General features: G+C 71.6%; 17 protein-coding genes. 9 read left to right on the forward strand and 8 right to left on the reverse strand.

The window, feature by feature from the left end; genetic code table 11:
* The first annotated feature begins 167 nt into the window (after window positions 1–167).
* The gene (gene rpmB / locus J5X75_RS01820) at window positions 168–359 is read left to right on the forward strand and encodes a 50S ribosomal protein L28 (protein WP_026207002.1); all 192 of its coding nucleotides are present in this window, start codon (window positions 168–170) and stop codon (window positions 357–359) included.
* Between the two features lie 632 nt (window positions 360–991).
* Window positions 992–2,230, forward strand: a complete 1,239-nt coding sequence (locus J5X75_RS01825; protein WP_208465390.1) for a putative endonuclease domain-containing protein — start codon at window positions 992–994, stop codon at window positions 2,228–2,230.
* A 628-nt stretch (window positions 2,231–2,858) separates the two neighbouring features.
* On the opposite strand, the gene J5X75_RS01830 is transcribed toward J5X75_RS01825, so the two are convergent.
* Both J5X75_RS01830 and J5X75_RS01835 read right to left on the reverse strand, forming a co-directional pair.
* A complete protein-coding gene (locus J5X75_RS01830) occupies window positions 2,859–3,317 on the reverse strand; it encodes a GNAT family N-acetyltransferase (protein ID WP_208465392.1) in 459 nt (152 codons plus the stop codon).
* Between the two features lie 20 nt (window positions 3,318–3,337).
* On the reverse strand, window positions 3,338–4,276 hold the full coding sequence (locus tag J5X75_RS01835; RefSeq protein ID WP_208465393.1) for a thiamine-phosphate kinase: 939 nt from the start codon (window positions 4,274–4,276) through the stop codon (window positions 3,338–3,340).
* A 98-nt stretch (window positions 4,277–4,374) separates the two neighbouring features.
* Between J5X75_RS01835 and J5X75_RS01840 the strand changes: the two genes are divergently transcribed.
* Both J5X75_RS01840 and J5X75_RS01845 read left to right on the forward strand, forming a co-directional pair.
* Entirely contained in the window at window positions 4,375–4,608 is a 234-nt protein-coding gene (locus J5X75_RS01840) for an Lrp/AsnC ligand binding domain-containing protein (protein WP_014447186.1), read from the forward strand.
* Between the two features lies 1 nt (window position 4,609).
* Window positions 4,610–5,236 carry a DUF3515 domain-containing protein gene (locus J5X75_RS01845; RefSeq protein WP_208465395.1) on the forward strand — a complete coding sequence of 209 codons (627 nt, stop codon included), beginning with the start codon at window positions 4,610–4,612 and terminating at the stop codon, window positions 5,234–5,236.
* 3 nt (window positions 5,237–5,239) lie between these two features.
* On the opposite strand, the gene J5X75_RS01850 is transcribed toward J5X75_RS01845, so the two are convergent.
* Window positions 5,240–6,334 carry a D-alanine--D-alanine ligase family protein gene (locus tag J5X75_RS01850; protein ID WP_307797887.1) on the reverse strand — a complete coding sequence of 365 codons (1,095 nt, stop codon included), beginning with the start codon at window positions 6,332–6,334 and terminating at the stop codon, window positions 5,240–5,242.
* Window positions 6,335–6,454: 120 nt separating this feature from the next.
* Between J5X75_RS01850 and J5X75_RS01855 the strand changes: the two genes are divergently transcribed.
* Complete coding sequence (locus J5X75_RS01855; RefSeq protein WP_208465399.1) at window positions 6,455–6,895, forward strand: hypothetical protein; 441 nt, start codon at window positions 6,455–6,457, stop codon at window positions 6,893–6,895.
* Between the two features lie 98 nt (window positions 6,896–6,993).
* Here the strand turns inward: J5X75_RS01855 and J5X75_RS01860 are convergent, their stop codons facing one another.
* From J5X75_RS01860 to J5X75_RS01875, 4 genes are all read right to left on the reverse strand, one after another.
* A complete protein-coding gene (locus tag J5X75_RS01860; RefSeq protein ID WP_208465401.1) occupies window positions 6,994–7,356 on the reverse strand; it encodes a hypothetical protein in 363 nt (120 codons plus the stop codon).
* Window positions 7,357–7,441: 85 nt separating this feature from the next.
* Entirely contained in the window at window positions 7,442–8,563 is a 1,122-nt protein-coding gene (locus J5X75_RS01865) for a cystathionine gamma-lyase (protein ID WP_208465403.1), read from the reverse strand.
* Window positions 8,560–9,552 carry an NAD(P)H-dependent glycerol-3-phosphate dehydrogenase gene (locus tag J5X75_RS01870; RefSeq protein WP_208465404.1) on the reverse strand — a complete coding sequence of 331 codons (993 nt, stop codon included), beginning with the start codon at window positions 9,550–9,552 and terminating at the stop codon, window positions 8,560–8,562. The genes J5X75_RS01865 and J5X75_RS01870 overlap by 4 nt, the downstream gene beginning before the upstream one ends.
* On the reverse strand, window positions 9,549–10,274 hold the full coding sequence (locus J5X75_RS01875; RefSeq protein WP_208465405.1) for a lysophospholipid acyltransferase family protein: 726 nt from the start codon (window positions 10,272–10,274) through the stop codon (window positions 9,549–9,551). The genes J5X75_RS01870 and J5X75_RS01875 overlap by 4 nt, the downstream gene beginning before the upstream one ends.
* 181 nt (window positions 10,275–10,455) lie before the next feature.
* Between J5X75_RS01875 and cofC the strand changes: the two genes are divergently transcribed.
* The 4 genes from cofC to J5X75_RS01895 all read left to right on the forward strand — a co-directional run bounded on the left by cofC (window position 10,456) and on the right by J5X75_RS01895 (window position 14,636).
* Complete coding sequence (gene cofC / locus J5X75_RS01880) at window positions 10,456–11,097, forward strand: 2-phospho-L-lactate guanylyltransferase (RefSeq protein ID WP_208465681.1); 642 nt, start codon at window positions 10,456–10,458, stop codon at window positions 11,095–11,097.
* A gap of 20 nt (window positions 11,098–11,117) precedes the next feature.
* Window positions 11,118–11,315: a cold-shock protein gene (locus tag J5X75_RS01885; RefSeq protein WP_208465406.1), complete on the forward strand. Its 198-nt coding sequence runs from the start codon at window positions 11,118–11,120 to the stop codon at window positions 11,313–11,315.
* A gap of 298 nt (window positions 11,316–11,613) precedes the next feature.
* Window positions 11,614–13,743 (forward strand): RNA degradosome polyphosphate kinase, encoded by a 2,130-nt coding sequence (locus J5X75_RS01890; RefSeq protein ID WP_372450831.1) that lies wholly within the window; start codon window positions 11,614–11,616, stop codon window positions 13,741–13,743.
* Complete coding sequence (locus tag J5X75_RS01895) at window positions 13,743–14,636, forward strand: NUDIX hydrolase (protein WP_208465408.1); 894 nt, start codon at window positions 13,743–13,745, stop codon at window positions 14,634–14,636. The genes J5X75_RS01890 and J5X75_RS01895 overlap by 1 nt, the downstream gene beginning before the upstream one ends.
* Here J5X75_RS01895 and J5X75_RS01900 read toward each other — a convergent pair.
* Complete coding sequence (locus J5X75_RS01900) at window positions 14,563–15,018, reverse strand: hypothetical protein (RefSeq protein ID WP_208465409.1); 456 nt, start codon at window positions 15,016–15,018, stop codon at window positions 14,563–14,565. The two genes, J5X75_RS01895 and J5X75_RS01900, sit on opposite strands and share 74 nt — an antisense overlap.
* Between the last annotated feature and the right edge of the window lie 57 nt (window positions 15,019–15,075).

Here is a 15,075-nt window from a genome sequence, read left to right on the forward strand (position 1 = left end):
GGGCACGCACGCTGGCCGGGGGCGATTGGCTCCCCCGGCCGGGGATCGGGTAACCTTGCCGGGTTGCCTGGGCGATGCTTGCTTTCCCTGGGCGCCTCCAGTTTCTGGATCAGATGAGTTCCGGTTGCTGGATCAGGTCAGTTTCGTATCAAACCCAGGAGTATCCCGTGGCTAGCGTGTGCGACGTCTGTGGCAAGGGACCGGGCTTCGGCCACAACGTGTCCCACTCGCACCGGCGGACCAACCGCCGCTGGAACCCGAACATCCAGTCGGTGCGCACCCCGGCCGGTGGCGGGACCACCAAGAAGCTCAAGGTCTGCACCTCGTGCATCAAGGCCGGCAAGGTCGTCCGCGCCTGACCGAGCCTTTCTGGCTGACCGAATAGCCGCTGAACCCAGGGTTCAGCGGCTATTCGCTGTTCTACCGCCATCGGCACCGTCCGCCGCACCACCACCCATCGGCACCACAGCCCTCTGATCGCGTGGCCAGCCTCTACCGAGCGCCCTCTCCACCTGACAGCTCCCAAGCAACACCATCGCCGTCAGCAGGCGCCCCACACCCGAAAACTTCCAAGCACTGCCCACGTCACCACACAACCGGCGGAAAACCCCACCGCGCACCCACCACAGCGCCGACCAGTCGTCGTCGTAGTGGTCCGCCATCAGTAGGCCGCCCCGCGCCTGATAAACACCCTCAAACGGCAGCCCACGACACCACACCGCCCGCTCAAACCCCACCGCCATCAGTAGGCCGCCCCGCACCCGAAAACACCCTCAAACGGCAGCCCACGACACCACAGCGCCGGCGGAAACCCCACCGCCATCAGTAGGCCGCCTCGGGCCTCGGAACAACCTCCACTGGACATCACCCGTTCACTGGCTGGGCCCCACCGGACTCGGTCATCCACAGGAGGACCCCGCCGGGAACGGATATCCACAGGGACGGTGGAATTCGTTCGTTCGGTGCGGCCGGGAACGGCAACCTTTCGGCCATGTCCGCCGAGACCGATCCCCCGCTGCGGGAGCTGCTGGCACGACAGGCCGGCGTCCTCAGCCGCTCGCAGGCGCTGCGACATCTCTCCGCCCGAATGGTGGAACGGCGTCTCAGTTCGCGACGTTGGCAGGCCGCACATCGCGGCATCTATGTCGCCCACACCGGCCCGATCGGCCGCGACGCCCGGCGGTGGATCGCGGTCCTGAGCACGGGCGAAGACACGCTGCTCGGTGGCCTGTCCGCACTCGAGACCGTCGGATTCCGTGGTTTCCTCACCGATCGAATCGATGTGCTGGTTCGGGCCGGGAAGACACCGAGCGGTCCCCCGAACGGGGTCGTCGTTCACCGCACCGGCATCCTGCCCGGCTCGGACATCCACCTGATGGGCGGACCGCCGGGAACCATGCCGGCCCGGTCGCTCGTCGACGCCGCCCAATGGGCGATCTCCGATCAGCGAGCCTGGGCCATCATCGCGGCCGGATTCCAGCAACGCCTGGTCTGCGCCGATGACGTCCGGACAGTTCTCACCCGGATGTCCCGCGCCAAACGCCGGTCATTGATCTCCGAGGCGGTCACCTGGTCCTCGGGTGGAGTGCACTCGACGGCCGAAGCCGATTTCCTCCGCCTCTGCCGCCAGGCCGGGCTCCCCGAGCCGCGCCTTCAGCATGCCCGCCGAGGCGCACACGGGCGCCGCAACTACCTGGACGCGTATTTCGAGGAATCCAGGGTGCACGTCGAGATCGACGGTGGCCAGCACATGGACGTCGAGCATTGGTGGGCGGATATGCGCCGTCAGAACGAGCTGTGGATCCCCGGCGATCGCCTCCTCCGCTTCCCGGCCTGGGCGGTCCGCCACCGCCCAGCCGAGATAACGGCCCAACTCCGCGCCGCCCTCCGCCCCATCCCGTTCTTGAACGCTTCGCCCCCCTCTCCCGGCAGCAAAAGCCTCAAGATCCGAAAAGCAAGCGTAAGCACGACCCGCCGAACATCCCCCCACCAGATCTTGGACGACTCACCACCTACCGCGGTCGTCAGACGTCCAAGATCCACGGCAGAAGGGGTGAGCAGGACGCTCGCCGAAAGGCCCGCCGCGCCGCCGCAGCAGCAACACTCGCCAACACTCGCCGCCGCATGCCGATCTTGGACGTTCGCCCACCGCGTCCGGTGGCAATCCGCCCAAGATTCACGGCGCAACGAGAAACACCGCACGTGCCCGCCCAACCCCATCGGATCTTGAACGCTTCACCACCGCAGCGGGTGGCAAAACGTTCAAGATCACCGATGTTGGGTTTGGCTGACCCGACGCGGCACCGGACTGCGGGCGGGGGCGGCTTCCGCCGCGCCAGGCGCGGCGCGGGGCCCGGCGCGAGACGCGGCGCGAGATCCGGCGCGAGACGCGAGGCCCGGCGCGAGACCCGGCGCGAGACCCGGCGCGAGGCGCGAGACGCGAGACGCGGCGCGAGACGCGAGGCCCGGCGCGAGACCCGGCGCGAGACGCGAGACGCGGCGCGAGACGCGAGACGCGGCGCGAAACGCGAGGACCGGCGCGTCCAACACAGCGCACCGCGTCCAGCGAGGCACGCCGCACTCGACGCAGGACGCGCGGCGTCCAGCGAGGCACGCCGCGTCCGACACAGCGCACCGCGTCCAGCGAGGCACGCCGCACTCGACGCAGGACGCGCGGCGTCCAGCGAGGCACGCCGCGTCCGACACAGCACACCGCGTCCAGCGAGGCACGCCGCGTCCGACACAGCACACACCGCGCCCAGCGCGGCAGCCCCTGTTCGGCGCAGGGCACCCGGCGTCCAGCGCAGGGCACGCGGCCTCCAACACGAGGCACGCGGCGTTCGGGTGGGGTGGTTGGGCTACAGGGGCTTGGCGTAGGAGAGGACGTCCGGGTAGCCGGCGTAGTAGCCGAAGTCGGGGATGCGTACGTAGCCGGCGGACTCGTACAGGGCGATGGCCTCCGGCTGGCGGTCGCCGGTTTCCAGGATCATGCGTTTGCAGCCGGCCGCCGCGGCGGAGGCCTCTACGGCGGCGAGCATGCGGCGGGCCACGCCGCGGCCCCGGGCGGCGCTGGTGGTGAACATGCGCTTGAGTTCGGCGTCGTCGCCGTGTCGTCGCCAGCCGGCGCTGGCGATCAGCCGGTCGTTCTCGACGGCGACCAGGAAGTCGCCGTTCGGCGGGGTGAAGTCGGCCGCCGTGATGGGGGTGTCGTCGCCGCTGCCGCCGTACCGGTCGGAGAGGTCTCGCAGGTTTTCGGCGACGAGGGTCTGGACCGCCGGGTCGCCGAAACCCGCGGATTTGATCTTGATGTCCTGCACGCCGGCAAGACTAATCGAGGTCAGCGGAAGTGGTCCCAGCCCGTGCCGCCGGTCCAGGGCTTGCGGTCGACGGTGACGTCGGTGCCGTCGAGCACCGAGCCGATCACCCGCCAGTGTTCGGGGAGGGTCACCCCGGGTGGGAAGGTGGCGGCGAGCGGGTGGTCGTCGCCTCCGGCGAGGAGCCAGACGTACGGGTCGACGCCGAGCGCCTTGGCCGCGTCCAGCATCTGGGTGGGCGGCTCGAAGGAGTCCCGCCGGACGTCGATCCCGACCGCGCTGGCCTCCGCGATGTGCCCGAGGTCCTGGAGCAGCCCGTCGGACACGTCGATCATGGAGGTGGCGCCGAGCCGGGCCGCCTCGGGTCCGGCCGAGTACCGGACGTCCGGCCGCCGGTACGCCTCGACCAGCAGTTTCGGCGTCCGGAAGCCGCGGGACAGCACGGTGAGGCCGGCCGCCGCGTACCCGATCCGCCCGCACAGGGCGACCACGTCACCGGGCCGGGCCCCGTCCCGCCGGACCGGCGCCACCCCGCCCAGGTCACCCAGTGCGGTGACGGCGATGGTGAGCGTCGGGCTGGCCGAGGTGTCCCCGCCGACCACGGTCGCCCCGACCAGCCCGGCTTCGGCGGAGAGGCCGTCGGCGAGCCCTTCGGCCCAGGTGACGTCGAGCCCGGTCGGTACGCACAGCGCCACCAGCAGGGCGGTCGGGGTGGCGCCCATGGCGGCGATGTCGGCGAGGTTGGCGGCGGCGGCGCGGCGGCCGACGTCTTCGGGCCCGCACCAGTCCCGGCGGAAGTGGCGTCCTTCGACCAGTACGTCGGTGGAGGCGACCACCCGTCCGTCGGCGGCACGGACCACCGCGGCGTCGTCGCCGGGGCCGAGCAGGGTGGCGGTTCCGGAGCCGAGCCGGGAGACGATTCGGCCGATCAGCCCGAATTCACCGGCCTCTGCGATGCTCACGTCTAAGTCCTTCGATGGTGGCGACCCGCTGCCGGGCCGCTTCGTACGGTAGTTTCACGACCGGGGATCACCGACGAACTGGCGGATAGGAGTCGATCGTGGTCCAGGCATACATCCTGATTCAAACGGAGGTCGGGAAGGCGCGTGACGTGGCCGCCGCGATCGAGAAGATACCGGGGGTGGTGCGTGTCGACGCCGTGACCGGTCCGTACGACGTGGTCGTGCTGACCGAGGCGCACACCGTGGACGAGTTGGGCGGTCTGATTGTGAGCAAGGTCCAGTACGTGCCGGGCATCACGAGGACGCTCACCTGCTCCGTGGTAAACCTCTGACATGGTGGACCTCGAGACCGCGAAGATCGAAGACGCTCCGGACCGGACCCGCCGGGCCGCCGCGCTGTGGGCGACCGCTGTAGCCGTACCGGTGACTTTGATCGTAGGTCTCGTGGCCTTTTTCTCCTTGATTCCGGAGAAAAAGGATGAACCGGCCAAAGTTCCGCAGGCGATCCCGAGCACCCCGGTGCTCGTCGACGCCCCGCGGCTGGACGAGAAGACCGCTCAGGTCTGCCTCGCGGTGACCTCCCAGCTGCCCCCGAAGATCCGGGATCTGGAGGCACGCAGGGTCTCGGCCGGCCCGGAACAGAACGCGGCCTACGGCGAACCCGCGGTGATCGTCTCCTGTGGCGTCCCGCAGCCGGCCATGTGCACGACACTCGGCGACACGACCCCGGGCTGCGTTCCGTTGAACACCGAGCTGCTGTTCATGGACAACGTGTGCTGGTTCGGGAAGAACGACGGCGGCACGGCCGTCCTCACCACGATGGACCGTGAGGTCCCGGTGCGGGTGACCGTGCCGCCGGCGTACCAGAGCCCGGCGCAGTGGGCCAACGAGTTCTCCGAGACGATCGTGAAGACCGTCAAGTCGAAGCCCGAGGGCGCCATGCCCAGCGGCTGCGCCTGAGACCTAGTGCAGCCCGGTCCCCCGGTGCAGGGCGGTCCGGATGAGACGGTCCACCACCTTCGGGTACTCCAGGCCGGTGGCCGCCCACATCTGCGGGAACATCGAGGTCGGCGTCATGCCCGGCATGGTGTTGATCTCGTTGAGGAAGATCTCGCCGTCCGCCGTGACGAAGAAGTCGACGCGCGCCAGCCCGGCACAGTCCAGCGCGGTGAAGGTCCGCAGCGCGAACTCCCGCACCCGGCGGGTCAGCTCCTCCGGGAGCGGCGCCGGAATCGTGTAGCGGCTGCCGACCAGGTACTTCGTCTCGAAGTCGTACCAGTCGGCGTCGTCGACGTGGATCTCGGCGAGCAGCGACGCCTCCGGGGCGCCACCGGCCTCGCCCTCCAGCACCCCGCACTCGATCTCGCGGCCCACGATCGCGGCCTCGACCAGCACCTTCGGGTCGATCTCACGGGCCGTGGCGATGGCCGCCTCCAGGTCGGCCCAGTCGCTGACCTTGGTGATGCCGGTCGACGACCCGGCCCGGGACGGCTTCACGAAGACCGGCAGGCCGAGCCGCTCCTTGTCGGCCTCGGACAGCGACGTCCCGGCGCGCAACACCGCGTACGGCCCGACCGGGATGCCCTCGGCGGCCGCCAGCTTCTTGGTGAACTCCTTGTCCATGGCCGCCGCCGACGCGAACACGTTCGCGCCCACGTACGGGATACCGGCCATCTCCAGCATGCCCTGGATGGTGCCGTCCTCGCCGTACGCCCCGTGCAGCACCGGGAACACCACGTCCACACCGGCCAGCTCGGAGACACCCTCGGCCGGGTCGCGCACGATCAGCTCGGTCGCCGTCGGGTCGGCCGCGAACACCACGGCGCTGCCCGACTCGGCCGTGATCTCCGGCAGCCGGCGGTCGCTGATCGCCAGCTGGGAGGCGTCACCCGAGGCGAGGACCCAGCGACCCTCACGGGTGATTCCGACGGGCAGCACCTCGTACTGATCCGGGTCCAGGGCGCCCAGGATCGCACCGGCGCTGACACAGGAAATGGCGTGCTCAGTGCTGCGACCACCGAACACGATCGCGACGCGGGTCTTGCGGGGGGACGTCACTCTTCTCTGCGCCTTCCAGCTAGCGGGCATGCCGGGGGTGACCCTACTCTGCGTAAGCCAGATTCGCCGATGGTGGCGGCACCCGTCAAAGACGTGCAAGGCAGGGAGGACGAAGCGTTCATGGCTCCAGCACTCCACGTGATCGCCGGACCCGGTCCGGGGCAGCTGGCGACGATGGCTCATCCGGCCGACGTGCCGTGGTCACCGCAGGAGCTGAGCGCGCTCGCCCGGGCCGGGGTCGAGGTCCTGGTGTCGTCCGCCGAGCCCGGCCCGGACACCGCGGGCATCGAGGTGGTGCCGTTCCCGATCTCCGACGGAACCGCCACCCGCGACGAGGCCAACCGGGTGGTCGCGCTGGCCGTCCGTCTCGCCCGGGAGGTCCGCGCGGGCCGATTCGTGGTCACCCAGTCGGCATCCGACAACGGCCGGTCGACGCTGCTGGCCACCATGACGCTCGCCCTGCTCGGCATCCGCCCCGGCGAGGCGCTGCGCCGCACCGGCCCGTCCGGCACGGCCATCGCCCCCGACTGGCTCCACGACTTCGTCGCCACACACGGCTGATCGGCCGGCCGCCGGCTCCCGTCACACCTTTCAAACCCGTTTCCGGTACGCGGTGAAAAGCCCCGCCGAACCCACCCCGTCCCGCCGTTCAGCTCAAGCTAGGCCGTGGTGAACGTCTGGGGCAGGGCTCCGGCGTCCCAGAGCGAGTCGAGGTGGGCCAGGAAGCCGGTCAGGCTGCGCTCCAGGGCGCGCCGCTCTTCGGCGGGGAGTGTGGCCAGCGGATCGGAGAAGATCAGGCCCTCCGGGTGCCTGGCGCGGGTGCCCACGAACTTGTCGCAGGCTCCGCACCAGACGTAGCTGACCAGGGTGGGCCGCTTGGCGTTGGCCGGCGTCGTGAAGTAGGCGCGCAGCCGCCGCTGCCCGCAAGCCGGACAGTTCCGCTCTCCCGGATCGGCGAAGAAGCTCTCCCCCTGGGTGAGCGCCGCCACCTCGTCACCGCTGAAACTGCTCCAGGCCGTCACGACAGGACAAACGCACGGTCGCGAAGGACGGCCGGGCGGCCGGGAACGGCGGCGGGGACAAGGGCCGGACGGCCGGGAGCGGCCGTCACGCCGACGCGTCCAGGGCGGCGGTGATGTCGGCGAGCAGGTCGACGGTGTCCTCGATGCCGCAGGAGAACCGTAGGAAGCCGGGCGGCGTGTCGTCACCCCACTGGGCCCGCCGGTCCGCCGTGCTGTGCACCCCGCCGAACGACGTGGCCGCGAACACCAGCTTCGCCGCCGACAGGAACCGTCCGGCCCGCTCGGCCGACCCCAGGTCGAACGACACGATGCCGGGCACCCGCCGCATCTGCGCCGAGGCCACCGGGTACGACGGGTCGCCCGCCAGCCCCGGCCACCGCACCCCGGTCACGTCGGTACGGGAGAGCAGCAGCTCGGCGACCGCGGCCGCGTTGGCGCTCTGCCGGGCCAGCCGCAGGTCGAGCGTCGCGATGGACCGGTGCGCCAGCCAGGAGTCGAAGGCGCCGGGCACCGCCCCGGTCTGCTTGCGCCACGTCTCGACCTTGGCCAGCAGTTCCGGATCACCGGCCGACACGTAGCCGAGCAGCACGTCGGAGTGCCCGGTCAGCGCCTTGGTCCCGGACGCGACCACCAGGTCGGCGCCGAGCGCGAGCGGCGTCTGCCCGAGTGGCGTGGCGGTGGTGTTGTCGACCGCCACGAGCGCACCGGCCTCGTGGGCGGCGGCGGACACGGCGGCCACGTCGCACACGTCGAGACCGGGGTTGGCCGGCGTCTCCAGCAGCACGAGCCGCACCCCGGTGAAGTCCGGGTACGGTCCGGCGGTCGGCACCAGGATCGTCTTCACACCCAGGTCACGGAGGGTGCCCTCGGCGAATGCCCGTACCGTGAAATAGCCGTCCGCCGGCAACGCGACCGTGTCGCCGGTGCGCAGCACCGCGAGCAGCAGCGCCGTGATCGCCGCCTGGCCGCTGGCGAAGACCAGCGTGGGCGCGCCCTCCAGGGAGGCGATCGCCGCCTCCAGGGCCCGCCTGGTCGGGTGCTCGGTGCGGGCGTACCCGTTCTCTCCCGGCCCGGTCATCGGGTCCAGGTGGTAGGGCGCCGCGAACACCGGTCCCGGGAGGAACGGCTCACCGACCACCGGAGCGGGCAGGCCGGCGTGCACCGACCGCGTGCCGTCGGAGAAGGAGTCCGAAAACGAGGGGCTCACTCGGGTTTCATCTCCCGTGTCATCAGCAGTTTCACCGCGACCCGCGGGTCCACGCCCTCGTGGCACACCCGCTCGACCTGTTCGACGATCGGCATCTCCACGCCGTTCGCCCGGGCCAGGTCACGGATGGACAGGCAGCTCTTGACGCCCTCGGCGGTCTGCCGGGTGGCGATCTGCGCCTGTTCCAGGGAGTCGCCGCGGCCCAGGTGCTCGCCGAAGGTGCGGTTCCGGGCGAGCGGCGACGAGCAGGAGGCGACCAGGTCGCCGAGGCCGGCCAGGCCGGCGAAGGTGAGCGGGTCGGCGCCGAGCGCCACGCCGAGGCGGGCGGTCTCGGCCAGGCCGCGGGTGATCAGCGAGGCCCGGGTGTTGTCGCCGAGACCGATGGCCACGGCCATCCCGTACGCCAGGGCGATCACGTTCTTGCAGGCGCCCCCGAGTTCGCAGCCGATCACGTCGTCGCTGGTGTAGGGGCGGAAGTAGGGCGTGGCGAGGGCGTGCTGGACCTGCCGGGCACGGCTCTCGTCGGAGCACGCCACCACGGTCGCGGTGGGCTGCCCGGCGGCGATCTCGGGGGCCAGATTGGGCCCGGAGACGACCACGACCCGGTCCGGGGCGACACCGGCCGTCTCCACGATGACCTCGCTCATCCGCTTGAGCGTGCCGAGCTCGATGCCTTTCATGAGGGAGACCACGGTGGCGTCGCCGGGGAACGCGCCGGCCCAGTCGGCCAGGTTGCCGCGCAGGGTCTGGGAGGGCACCGCGATGGCGATCAGCTCGGCGCCGGTGACGGCCTCTTTCAGGTCGGTGGTCCCGGTGACGGTCGGCCCGAGGCGGATGCCGGGGAGCGAGCCCTCGTTGGAGCCCTTCTCCCGGATCTCCGTGGCGACCGCCTCCCGCCGCGCCCACATGCGCACCTCCGACCCGGCCTCGCCGAGCACCTTGGCGAACGCGGTGCCCCAGGATCCGGATCCGATGACGGCCGCCTTCATGGCGCATCCTCCGAGGTCGTGGCCCGACGCACGGGCCGGTCGTAGAGCGCCGGCGGTTCGCCGTCGCGGATCTCAGCGAGCAGGTCCCGGATGCCCAGCATGATCGCCTCGGTCATCTCCTCGAGCACCGCCCGGGTGGGTTCGACGCCGGCCCACCGGCTGAGGTCGATCGGCGCGCCAGTGGTCACCGTGACGTGCGCGCGGCGCAGTTTGAGCTTGTTGGTACGCGGGTCGAAGATCGTCTGGGCGCCCCAGTTGGCGATCGGCACCACCGGGGCGCCGGTCAGCAGCGCGAGCCGGGCCGCGCCGGTCTTGCCCCGCATCGGCCACAGGTCGGGGTGCCGGGTCGTCGTCCCCTCCGGGTAGATCACCACGGCACCGCCCTCGCGTAGCGCCTCGACCAGTGTGTCCAGCGACTTCACCGCCTCCACACTGCCCCGTTCGACCGGGATCTGCCGGGTCTTGCGCAGCAGGAAGCCGATCACCGGCACCTTCCAGACGCTGGCCTTGCCGAGGAACCGCGGCCACCGGCCGGCCCGCCAGACGTAGTGCGCGACGACCAGCGGGTCGAAGTGCGACACGTGGTTCGGGACGAGGATCACCGGCCCGCCGGCCGGGACGTCGTTCATCCGGTGCCAGGTCTTGCGGGTGAGCACGGTCATCACCGGGAGGACCAGCACCACCGCTAGACGCTGCCAGAAACCGAGCTTGAGCTGTGCCACGGCATCCCCCGTCCCTTGATCGGCGACGCACCTGCGTTCACCTGCGACGAAATCATGCCCGCTCCCGCCCGGTGGAACCAGGCAGGGGTCGAACAGCCGCGTCGCAGGTGACGGACACCCCAGGCGCGGCGGCCCGCTCGCGGCGGGACGGAGCCGCCGGGTACGGCAGACTGGCCGGGTGGTGGTGCGGAGTTGGACGGTGGTCATCCCGGTGAAGCGGCTGGGTCTGGCGAAGACGCGGCTGCGCGGAGCGGTTCCGCCGGACCGGCACCCGGATCTGGCGCTCGCCATGGTCCGCGACACCGCCGCCGCGGTGCTGTCCGCCACCGCGGTCGCCGGGCTGATCGTGGTGACCGACGATCCGGCGGTCGGCGGCGCGGTCCGGGAGCTGGGCGCCGAGGTGGTGCCCGATCCGGGTGGCGGGCTGAACGCGGCGATGCGGTTCGGCGCCGATCAGGCGGCCGGGCTCGGCGCGTACCGGGCGGTGCTGGCCGGTGATCTGCCCGCGCTGCGCCCGGAGCAGCTGGACGAGGCGCTGGGCCGGGTGTCGGCCCGCAGCTTCGTGCCGGACGCCGCGGGCACCGGGACGGTGTTGCTCGCCGCGCCGCCCGGGCCGGCGCTGGACCCGCGGTTCGGCGGCCCGTCGGCGGCCGCGCACGCGGCCAGCGGGGCGGTCCGGCTGGTCCGGAAGTGGCCCGGTCTGCGCCAGGACGTGGACACCGCCGCCGACCTGGACGCGGTCCTCACTCTGGGTGCGGGCCGCCGGACCTGTGAGCTGTTGCGTGATCTCGGACTCACCACGGAGTGCGCGCCGGCCGCCTGAGGCGGGTAGCGTGCGATGTCATGCAGGGCACGATCGCGACCTTCGACCCGCAGACCCGCAGCGGCTCGCTGTTGCTCGACGACGGGACGCCGCTGGTCTTCGGCCCGGAGGCGTTCGACCGCTCCGGGCTGCGGCTCCTCCGCCTCGGTCAGCGGGTCACCATCGAGCCGGACGAGACCGGAGCGGTCCGCCGGGTGCTGATTCCCGGAGTCGCCTGAGTTGATCATCCGCTAGTTCGTTTCACGTTCCGCCGAAAGCGGCGATGATGGACCCATGCAGACCCCGCCCCGGACCCCCGAGACCCGCCGGCGTGGCCCCAACGGCCGCTTTCTGCCCCGGCCGGAGCAGACAGAGGCGCAGCCGATCGAGGCCCCCGATCCCGCGACCGCCCCGGAGCCGGCCGCCACCGAGCTGGTGGTGACCGAGCAGGCCGCCGCCGCGGAACCGGTGAGCCCGGCGGCCGTGGCGGAGGCGGTGATCACCGAGCGCGAGGTGTCCGAGCTCACCGGGAGTGAGATGGTCGCCGACCTGAACGACGACGAGGACGACGAGGACGCCGACGAGACGCCCGGCTACCTGCTGCCCGAGGACCGGTTCCACAACCGGGAGCTGTCCTGGCTCGATTTCAACGCCCGGGTGCTGGCCCTGGCCGAGGACCCGGGGACGCCTCTGCTGGAGCGGGCCAAGTTCCTGGCCATCTTCGCCAGCAACCTCGACGAGTTCTACATGGTCCGGGTGGCCGGCCTGAAGCGCCGGCTGAGCGCCGGCCTGCCGGTCCGCGGCGGTGACCGGTCCCCGCTGCGGCACCAGATCGAGATGATCACCGAGCGGACCGCCGACCTGGTCACCCGGCACGCCGCCTGCTTCGCCGACGAGGTCCGGCCGAAACTGGCGGCGGAGAGCATCGAGCTGGTCTCGTGGAAGGAGCTGGACGCTGCCGAGCAGGGGCGGCTGCGGACCTTCTTCCGGGAGCAGGTCTTCCCGGTCCTGACGCCGCTCGCCGTCGACCCGGCGCACCCGTTCCCGTACATCTCGAGTCGTTCGCTCAACCTGGCGGTGGCGCTGCGCTACCCGGAGGGCGACTCGCCGGAGCTGTTCGCCCGGGTCAAGGTGCCGAACAACGTGCCCCGCTTCGTGACCGTGCAGAACGACAGCCGCGGCGTGCGCTTCCTGCCGGTCGAGGAGCTGATCGCCGTACATCTGAATCAGCTCTTCCCGGGCATGCAGATCCTGGAGTGGCACCTGTTCCGGGTGACCCGCAACGCCGAGCTGGAGGTCGACGAGGACCGCGACGAGGACCTGCTCCAGGCCCTGGAGCGGGAGCTGGCGCAGCGCCGGTTCGGTCCGCCGGTGCGGCTCGAGGTGGCCGCGTCGATCAGCGATCACGTGCTCGACCTGCTGGTCCGCGAGCTCGACATGGACAGCCAGGACGTGCTGCGGGTGCCCGGTCTGCTGGACCTGTCGGCGCTGTGGCAGGTGTTCGGCGAGTGCGACCGCGACGATCTCAAGGACCGCCCGTTCGTGCCGGCGACCCACCCGCACCTGGCCGACGGCGAGGTGCCGCGCAGCGTGTTCAACCGGCTGCGCGAGTCGGACATCCTGGTGCACCACCCGTACCACTCGTTCTCCACCAGCGTGCAGCGGTTCGTCGAGCAGGCGGCGGCCGACCCGAACGTGCTGGCCATCAAGCAGACGCTGTACCGGACGTCGGGCGACTCCCCGATCGTGGACGCCCTGGTCGACGCGGCGGCCGCCGGCAAGCAGGTGGTGGTGCTGGTCGAGGTGAAGGCCCGGTTCGACGAGGTGGCCAACATCGCCTGGGCACGGACCCTGGAGCGGGCCGGCTGCCACGTGGTCTACGGCCTGGTCGGCTTGAAGACGCACTGCAAGACCGCCCTGGTGGTGCGGCAGGAGGGCAACCAGATCCGCCGCTACTGCCACATCGGCACCGGCAACTACCACCCCAAGACCGCCCGCCTGTACGAGGACTTCGGCATGCTGACCGCCGACCCGGAGGTGGGCGCCGACGTCACCGACCTGTTCAACGTGCTGACCGGATACAGCCGGCAGACCACGTACCGGCGTCTGCTGGTGGCGCCGCACGGCGTCCGCAAGGGCCTGCTGGAGCGGGTCGACGAGCAGGCCCGGATCGCCCGGGAGGGCGGCGAGGCGCTGGTCCAGTTCAAGGTGAACTCCCTGGTCGACGAGAAGACCATCGACGCGCTGTACCGGGCCTCGCAGGACGGGGTCAAGGTGGATCTGATCATCCGGGGCATGTGCGCGCTGCGGCCCGGCATCCCCGGCCTGTCGGAGAACATCCGGGTCCGCTCGATCGTCGGCCGGTTCCTGGAGCATTCGCGGGTGTTCCGGTTCGGTCCCGGGCCGGACGCCGAGTACTGGATGGGCTCCGCCGACCTGATGCACCGCAACCTGGACCGCCGGGTGGAGGCGCTGGTCAAGGTGACCCTGCCGTCGGCCCGTGAGGAGCTGCGGCACGTGCTGGAGTTCTCGATGGGCGAGCAGACCGAGGGCTGGGACCTGGACGCCGACGGTGTCTGGCACCGCAGCGCCGGCACCCCCGGCCGTCCTCAGGTGCACCTCCAGGCGGCCATGCTGCGCCGGATCATCGGCAAGAAGCAGCACTGATGCCGGCTGGTTCCACCGGGGCCGTGGAGCGGGCGGCCGGCGGGGTGCTCTACCGCCGGGCCACCGCCGGCCTCGAGATCTGTGTGGTGCACCGGCCGCGGTACGACGACTGGAGCCTGCCCAAGGGCAAGCTGTCCGACGGTGAGCCGCCGCTGGTCGCCGCGGCCCGGGAGGTCGAGGAGGAGACCGGTACCGCCGGGATACCGCAGTTGCGGCTGCCCGACGTCGACTATCCGCTGCCCGGCGGGCGGCCGAAGAACGTGGCGTTCTGGTTGATGCGGGCCGGTTCGGACGGTCCGGTGCGGGACACCGACGAGGTCGACGAGCTGGCCTGGCTGCCCCTGGAGGAGGCGGCCGCTCGCCTGACGTACGCCGATGAACGCGACCTCCTGGCGCATGTCGCCGCGCTGCCGCCGGTGACCGCGGTGATCGCGCTGGTCCGGCACGGCCGGGCCGGGGAGCGTAAGAAGTGGGCCGGCCGTGACGAGCTGCGGCCGATCGATCCGGTCGGCGCGAAGCAGGCGGACCGGATCGCCGACCTGCTCACCCCGTTGCGACCGCGGCGTCTGGTGGCGGCGCCGCCGCTGCGCTGCGCCCAGACGCTGGAACCGCTCGCCGCGGCGCTCGGCGGTCAGCCGATCGTGCGGGACAGCGCGGTCGCCGAGCCCCCGAGCCCGGACCGGTTGCCGGCCCGGCTGGCGGCGGCCCGGTCCCGGCTGGCCGAGCTGCGCGCGCACGAGCGCGTGGTGGTGTGCAGCCAGGGCAAACTGATGCCGCAGTTGCTCGCGTCGCTGCACGGCGACGACGCCACCGAGCGGTTCAGAACGCCGAAGGGCGACGGTTGGCTGCTGACCTGGTCCGGCGACCGGCTGCTGGGCGCGTCCCGGCTGTGACGGCACGGCCCGGCGGGTCCACCCGCCAGAGGCCGATCTGGTCGCCGGTCAGCCAGCGGGCCCGCCACAGCTCGTCGCGGCGGGGTTCCCAGTCCCGGTGCGGCAGCAGGGCGAGGCGCCAGCTCAGCACCCCGGCCAGGTACCACCCGTAGAGCGGGACGACGCCCAGCCATCCGTCGAGCCGCCGGTACGAGCACCACGGCGCCGCCCAGCAGACCGCGATCCCGGACCATCCGCAGGTGATCAGCCAGTCCAGCACCGGCCACCCGGTACGGTCCTCGGCCAGGTCGCCGAGGGTCCACCCGGGTACGACCGCGACGGCGAACAGCGCCGCCGCGACGGTGGCCCGGGCGGTCAGCCCACGGGGTCTCGATCGGTCCATGCCCGGACCGTAGGCCGCCGGAACCGGGTCGCGCGGCCACACGGAAAAGGCGTCCAC

The organism is Actinoplanes flavus (genome assembly GCF_017592555.1).
GTDB lineage: Bacteria > Actinomycetota > Actinomycetes > Mycobacteriales > Micromonosporaceae > Actinoplanes > Actinoplanes flavus.

Bases quoted from the DNA above. Each gene is read 5' to 3' on its own strand.
- J5X75_RS01845 (WP_208465395.1), top strand. From the start codon at position 4,610: ATGGTGGACCTCGAGACCGCGAAGATCGAAGACGCTCCGGACCGGACC.
- J5X75_RS01890 (WP_372450831.1), top strand. From the start codon at position 11,614: ATGGTCGCCGACCTGAACGACGACGAGGACGACGAGGACGCCGACGAG.
- J5X75_RS01895 (WP_208465408.1), top strand. From the start codon at position 13,743: ATGCCGGCTGGTTCCACCGGGGCCGTGGAGCGGGCGGCCGGCGGGGTG.
- J5X75_RS01825 (WP_208465390.1), top strand. From the start codon at position 992: ATGTCCGCCGAGACCGATCCCCCGCTGCGGGAGCTGCTGGCACGACAG.
- J5X75_RS01870 (WP_208465404.1), bottom strand. From the start codon at position 9,552: ATGAAGGCGGCCGTCATCGGATCCGGATCCTGGGGCACCGCGTTCGCC.
- J5X75_RS01885 (WP_208465406.1), top strand. From the start codon at position 11,118: ATGCAGGGCACGATCGCGACCTTCGACCCGCAGACCCGCAGCGGCTCG.
- J5X75_RS01900 (WP_208465409.1), bottom strand. From the start codon at position 15,018: ATGGACCGATCGAGACCCCGTGGGCTGACCGCCCGGGCCACCGTCGCG.
- J5X75_RS01855 (WP_208465399.1), top strand. From the start codon at position 6,455: ATGGCTCCAGCACTCCACGTGATCGCCGGACCCGGTCCGGGGCAGCTG.